The organism is Pedococcus sp. P2_A3, from assembly GCF_056405035.1.
In genome coordinates this window covers 102,582-108,581 of sequence record NZ_JBFUCW010000017.1, presented here as the reverse complement: position 1 = coordinate 108,581, position 6,000 = coordinate 102,582, and the positions used below count along the sequence as shown (strand labels likewise).

7 protein-coding genes are annotated in these 6,000 nt (G+C 71.7%); 1 reads left to right on the top strand and 6 read right to left on the bottom strand.

Annotated elements, in window-relative coordinates:
- Window positions 1-216: 216 nt before the first annotated feature.
- The 3 genes from AC1DX8_RS14675 to AC1DX8_RS14665 form a co-directional block, all read right to left on the bottom strand.
- Window positions 217-438 (bottom strand): hypothetical protein, encoded by a 222-nt coding sequence (locus AC1DX8_RS14675; RefSeq protein WP_477630667.1) that lies wholly within the window; start codon window positions 436-438, stop codon window positions 217-219.
- 72 nt (window positions 439-510) lie between these two features.
- On the bottom strand, window positions 511-2,004 hold the full coding sequence (locus AC1DX8_RS14670) for an RNA polymerase sigma factor (RefSeq protein ID WP_477630666.1): 1,494 nt from the start codon (window positions 2,002-2,004) through the stop codon (window positions 511-513).
- Window positions 1,997-2,323, bottom strand: a complete 327-nt coding sequence (locus tag AC1DX8_RS14665; RefSeq protein ID WP_477630665.1) for a hypothetical protein — start codon at window positions 2,321-2,323, stop codon at window positions 1,997-1,999. The genes AC1DX8_RS14670 and AC1DX8_RS14665 overlap by 8 nt, the downstream gene beginning before the upstream one ends.
- A 452-nt stretch (window positions 2,324-2,775) precedes the next feature.
- Between AC1DX8_RS14665 and AC1DX8_RS14660 the strand changes: the two genes are divergently transcribed.
- The gene (locus AC1DX8_RS14660) at window positions 2,776-3,573 is read left to right on the top strand and encodes an SH3 domain-containing protein (RefSeq protein ID WP_477630664.1); all 798 of its coding nucleotides are present in this window, start codon (window positions 2,776-2,778) and stop codon (window positions 3,571-3,573) included.
- 232 nt (window positions 3,574-3,805) lie between these two features.
- On the opposite strand, the gene AC1DX8_RS14655 is transcribed toward AC1DX8_RS14660, so the two are convergent.
- The 3 genes from AC1DX8_RS14655 to AC1DX8_RS14645 form a co-directional block, all read right to left on the bottom strand.
- The gene (locus AC1DX8_RS14655; RefSeq protein ID WP_477630663.1) at window positions 3,806-4,738 is read right to left on the bottom strand and encodes a hypothetical protein; all 933 of its coding nucleotides are present in this window, start codon (window positions 4,736-4,738) and stop codon (window positions 3,806-3,808) included.
- A 25-nt stretch (window positions 4,739-4,763) separates the two neighbouring features.
- A complete protein-coding gene (locus AC1DX8_RS14650; RefSeq protein ID WP_477630662.1) occupies window positions 4,764-5,126 on the bottom strand; it encodes a hypothetical protein in 363 nt (120 codons plus the stop codon).
- 263 nt (window positions 5,127-5,389) lie between these two features.
- Window positions 5,390-5,941, bottom strand: a complete 552-nt coding sequence (locus tag AC1DX8_RS14645) for a LytR C-terminal domain-containing protein (RefSeq protein ID WP_477630661.1) — start codon at window positions 5,939-5,941, stop codon at window positions 5,390-5,392.
- Between the last annotated feature and the right edge of the window lie 59 nt (window positions 5,942-6,000).

The following is a 6,000-nucleotide window of genomic DNA, read 5'->3' as shown; positions in this document are numbered from 1 at the left end:
CGGCCGCTTCGTCCTGTCCGGCGACGACCGCTGCTCCCGCCACAGTCCTTGGGTGCCYCCATGGCTGTTGCCYGACCCACCGCGCGCGTGGCCAGGCAGACAGGCTCGCCGCCGTCCTGAGGATGGCCCGGCCCGCGGGTCGGACCGCGGTGGAGCGCGGTGAGGTGCGACGTGTCAGCGCCCCACGGCGCGCGGCTGCGCTCGGGGGCGGAAGGTTCAGGAGGCGGAGCCCGAGGTCAGGTCGGACCGCCACTGGTTGCTGTCGTGGACCAGGTGATGGGCGGCGGTGTAGACATCCGAGAGCGCCTCGAGCATGCAGCACGGATCCAGGAGGTCCGAGCCGGTGGAGTCGGTGTTGAGGAAGTTCGCCCACTCGACGGCCCGCTTGAGGGCTTGGAGGTCCTGGGTCGAGACCAAGGTCCGTTCAGACAGCTCCATGGCGACTCCCTCTGGGGCAAGGCGCCGCAGTCCTTGGTGCTCGCGCCGGAGGCGTGGGTCCGGAGCTGGCGCTCACGGCGGCCATGTGGTGCCCACCGAACCCACGGCAGGCGATCCGTTGGAGTAGGTGCCCTCCACGGTGGCTCGGACGCGACCCTGGGCGTCGGCGGCCCACACCGTGTCGACCGTGCCGCTCCAGCGACCTGTCGTGGTCGCTCCCGCGGTGCACGTCACGACATTCTGGGTCTGGGCGCACGAGTTCCAGTCGCCAGCGCCACGAACCAGGGCCACGCCGTCGGGCAGCTGCAGCGTCAGCCGCAGCGGGCCCTTGATCCCCTGGGCGGCAGCCGACAGCCCGATCGACGTTGCTGACCGAGGGCCTGCGATACGGAGGTCGACCGTGAGCGGCGTCGTCGGCGGCGCAGTGGTCGTGGTGGGGGCTGCGGGAGGCTGGGTGGTCGTTGGGCCTGAGGGTGGCGGCGTCGTCCGCCGGGGTCGAGTCACCTGCGGCGGTGGGGTGGAGGTCCGGCTCGCAGGGGTGGTCGTGCTCGCGGTCGGCGCAGGGCTCGTGGTGGTGGTCGAGACGGTGACGGACGGCATCGGTGAGCTCGGAAGGGTCTGTGCCACCTGGGGCGTGGTCATGACCTCGGGGCGTGAGGCCAGCAGGATCGCGGCTGCTGCGCCAGCGAGCGCGGCCGAGCCCAGCGCCCACCGTGCCCCCGGCCGGAAACCCAGGAGGTTCACCGTCGGGCTGTCGGCTCCGGCGAGCGAGCCGACGCCCATACTGGCTCCTGCCGCTCCCAGCAGCAGCTTGGACGGCACGAGGCCGAAGACGACCGGGCCCAGGAAGCCGGCGAAGTTGAGGCTGACTGCCCGGAGCTCATCGAGCCGGCGGGTGCAGGCGACACAGCTGGCGACGTGGGCAGCGAGGGCGGGCGGCACCTCCGCCTCGGAGATGGACAGGTCCGCCAGTCCGTCGATGTACGGCTTGCACTGCGCCTCCACGCCGCGGTCGGAGAGGTGGGCTCGCAGGTAGGACAGCCGAAACCCCCGTCGGGCGCGCTTGGCCAGGGCAGCCACGCCGTTGGGGGACAGGCCCATGGCTCGGCCGACCTCGATGTTGCTGTCCTTGTCGACGGCCGTTCGCCACAAGACGATCTGCCACCGTTTCGGCAGCTCGGCGAACGCGACGCGGACGAGCTGGAGCTCGCTCATGTGGGCGGTCGTGTCGGCGGTGGGCTTGTCGAAGAGCGCCACGTCGTCGGTCATGACATCACCCGCCGACGCTCGAGTCGCCCGACTGGCTGCCAGGTTCCTGACCGAGGTCACGAGGTAGGCCCGCACCGAGGTCGTGGGGCCCGCGCCGCTGGCGAGGGCCGAGAGCATGCCGGAGAACGCATCGGAGGCGATCTCCTCCGCGTCCCGAGGCTGCCGGGTCACCCGCCGGGCAGCCATCAGCACCGAGGGGTAGTGCCGGGTCCAGAGGTCGACGGCAGCCTCGCGGTCTCCCTCTCGAAGGCGGTCGAGCAGGACCGCGTCAGGCGTCTGGTCGTCGACGTCATCCACAGTCGGGGCCTGACTCTGGTTCTGCGTGGGCGGGGAGCTCCCTGAGCTCCTGGAGGTCGAGGCCCGGGTAGAGCGGCGCGACGCTGAAGCTGACGTCGCCCGTCCCGYCGGCAGCGAGGTCTGCGCGACATTCGGCCTCGGCGACCGCGAGGGCGGCGAGCCCGCTGGCATACGGGCCGGAGTAGGTGGCCAGTGCGCACCCGGCGATGGTGGTCACGACGACGTGGGGCATGTCGATCTCGTCGATCTCCATCGAGTACATGATCCGCGCGATGCGCTCCATGTCGCCCGTGCCGTGCGGAAACTGCGGCTCGCTCACCTACCCACATCCTCGATCGCCCGGAAAGCCTTCCCTACACGCATGAAGACTCCGCAGCGCAGGATTGATGACGCCGTCCCGGGGTCGTCGGTGGCTCCCCCGACGACGAGTCACCAGCACCGGCGCCCGCGACGGTGCAGCCGGTCCAGGACCTCCGCGCCGTAATGCCCGATCGGCCGGATCGGTCTATGGGATGACGCCGTTCGCTTGCGGTTTCCGCCAGCTGGTGGCATTTGGCAGCCGTCGGGCCGGGTCCTCGGACGGGTCGAGCAAGRCTCCCGCGGGCGACGAGCTCCCGGGGGATTCCGCTATGCCGTGGAGAGGTGTGACTTCGAATGAACTTCGCAACGTCGACCAGGACCTGCCGGGCTGATCGTCCGCTCGTTCGCCACCAGCACCACCACCCGTCCCGACGCCTGCGCCGCTCGTGCTGTGCGGCTGCCGTCGCCGCGGTGGCGCTCTCGCTCCCGTCGACCCCGGTGCCGGTCGACGCGGAGACATCCCCCGACCGGTGGACCGCGGCGTCGGGAGGTCCGCTGGGCCAGCCGTCGCAGGTCGTGGTCCCGTCGATGGGCGCGCCGGCCACCACGGGGCCGGCGCAGCCCGCCGTCCGTTCCCCACTTCGGTCGCTGGCGTCGTCGGCCCCGACCGTCCACCGCCGGCGGATCTGTGTGCAGGTGGCGAACGTGCGCTCGGGCCCGGGCGTCTCGCACCGGGTCGTGACCACCCTCAGGAGGGGCGCGGTGGTGCGCGGGACGAGCACTCGTGGGTGGCTGCGCCTGGGCTCGAGCAGGTGGGTCTCGGTCTCGGTCACGTGCGCGGTCGGCGTGGGCGCTGCCGGGACGAAGGCTCGTCCAGGGGGCGATGCGGCCTTCCGGGCCTGGGTGCGTGCCATCGACCCGGCCGGGAACGCCCGGTGGACGATGGACCGCGCACACACGCACGCCCGGGGCGTCATCCGCGGGCTCACCGTCTTCCGGAGCTCCGGGCCGACCCGGTCGACCGTCTACATCCAGCCGGGGATGACGTGGTCGAAGACCAAGCTGGTCATGGCCCACGAAGCCATCCACGTGCGGCAGATCCGCTACGGCGGGTTCGCGCACTCCCTCCGGGCCTTCGGCAGCATCCGCGGGATGGAGCGTGCCGCGGACTGCGGCGCAACGATCATCCTCGGCACGGTCGTCAGGGCCGGCTGCCCGGCGGGCATGGCGACCAGCGTGAGGCACCTCCTGGCCGGTCGGCCGGCCTAGCGGTCGGTCGCGCCCCTCGCCGTCCCGCGTCGTGACGATCGACGCATATGGCGACCGAGGAGCGTGCGGCGACATAGGAAACGACGGGCGGTTGCAGGCCCGCCCGCCGTTTCCGGCAACCTGCATCCCCCGATGACAGGTCACTGGTGGAGACCGCCCAGCCGCCGGAGTGTGACGCGAGCTGTCGAACTTCTCCCTGACCGCGCAGGACTCGGTCACTCCCGGGGCCGGCTCACGGCCACTCGGGCAGGTCGTCCGCGCCGGTGTGCGGCGCCACCTCGACCCGGACGACGGCGGCGGCGATGTCGCCGAGCCGTCCTCCGGGTGCCAGGTCGACGGTCCCGGCCTCGGTGTCGACGTGGACGTACTCGCCGTAGAGGACCAAGAGGGCCCCGGCCGCATCGACAGCGCGGCACCACCGCCGGTATGCCGGGTGGTCGGCGCTGCGGGTCCACTGCAGCAACGGAATCGACCGTTCGTCGACGGTGCCCGTCAGCGAGAAGAGGGGTCCGTCCACCGTGCCGCGCACGGTGGTGGTGATGGGCGCGTTCGCGGTGATCCAGTCGATCTCGGCGACCCCGAACAGCTCGAACCCGAGCTCGAGGTAGGTCGAGATCCACGCCGACCGTCCCTCCGCGAGGTCGAGGTCGCGGACGACGATCGGATCTGACGTCGTGAACACCAGACCCGGGAGGTCGAGGCCATCGACGCCAAGGTCGGCGACCAGGACGTAGTGCATGTCCGACTCGGCGCTGAAGGGGTCGGTRCCCCCGCCGACGACAGCGCTGACGACCCTCAGCTCGGGTGGATGGCAGGACCGGTGGTGGACCTCGGCGACGAACCGGCGGTACCGGAAGCCAGCCACGGGCGGAGGTGGATCGGGGACCCGCACCTCGACGGTCAGCGACCGGCGGTCGTCGGCACCGAAGGGCACGGAGCAGGTGGCGCACCTACGCGCGGAGGTCGCGGTCGCGACGACGTAGTGCGACGTGTCGGCGGTCTTGAAGACGTGCAGCTCAGGGGGCCAGTCCACGTTGTCGACCCCGGGGTCGCCTGCGGCGCGCACTCCTGCTCCCTTCGTCGTGTCCCGTCCTCGGTAGGACGCCGCAACCACGGGGAACGTGACGGTGGTCCTGCCGTCGTACGTGCACGCGTCCGTCGTCACCTACCCGCGTGCGTGGACGACGGGTTCAGCGCTGGTGCGCCAGCCGCCGGGCGTGCAGGACCTTCGCGTAGATGGCTGTCACCTCGTCGAGCGTGGAGACCGGCACGGCCGTGACGTGCTTCCACCCGGGGGCGGTTGCCGTCACGCGCACCGCGCCGACGACGGCGGTGGCCGGGCTGGTGGACGCCGACCCGGACCAGTCCGGCGGGGTGGTGCCGTCGTCGATCTGCCATTCGACGTGTCGGGTCGATGACAGGCCGCTGGGGGTCGCCACCGTGTCGGGGGTCAGGGTGATGTCGCCGATGTCCTGTCTCCGCCGGGCCTCGGAGAGGGGACGGCGTCGGGGTCTGGGCCGGGTGGTGTGGGACGAGGTCTGGTGGGCTGACATGCACCAAGAGACCCGATATGTCCCCGATCGTGACGGTCGCTACCCGCTGGCGAGGGTGCCCAAGCCTGCCTTGATCTCGTTCTTGAGCACCTTCCCGACCTTGGAGCGGGGCAGGTCGTCCCACACGTGCACGGCGTTGGAGCCTTGACGCGACCGGTGCGCGCCTTGACGAAGGCGATCACCTCGGCCGGGTCGACCACGACAGGGCGGACAGCGTCACGGCAACCTGTGCTGCCTGGGCTGGGGGGCCCGTCGGCTGGCGGTCACGGGCAGGGGCGCGTGATCGTCACGACCGTGCGGGCCGCAGCGCCGGACGAAGCCGGCGCCACCTCGGGTGGGATCGGCCCGAGCGACTGGTAGCCCAGGCCCACGACGACGTCGACCGAGGTGCCCTTGCGGGAGTCGGCGAACAGCTTCGCGCCGGGGATCTGGGAGGCGGTCAGCAGGGCCTGGTCGAGGCCGTCGGGGCCGTGGTGCACGACGGCCGACTGGGTGACGTACCAGGACTCGGGCGCGTTGCTGATCCCGCCGACGGTGAACTTCCGCTTGGCCAGTCCTGACGCGACCAGCCCGGCGACGCCGTTGCGGCCGGTGGCGTTCATGACGTTGACGGTGAACGACGCCCGCGCGGGGGCAGGCACCACCACCGGGGTGCAGGTGGGTTGGGTCGTCGTCGAGGTCATCCACCCGGCCGAGTAGGCAGCGGTCATGCTCGCCGTGCCCATCAGGACACCCGGGACCGTGACGAACAGCATCACCTGCCGCAGCCGGTGCCTGCGCCACCGCTCTGCGGGGCTGCGTCGGTCGTCGTGCAAGGGAGCCTCTTTCGTGGCGGTGCCGAGGCGAGGGGGACCCCAGCGCGCTCGGGGTTCGC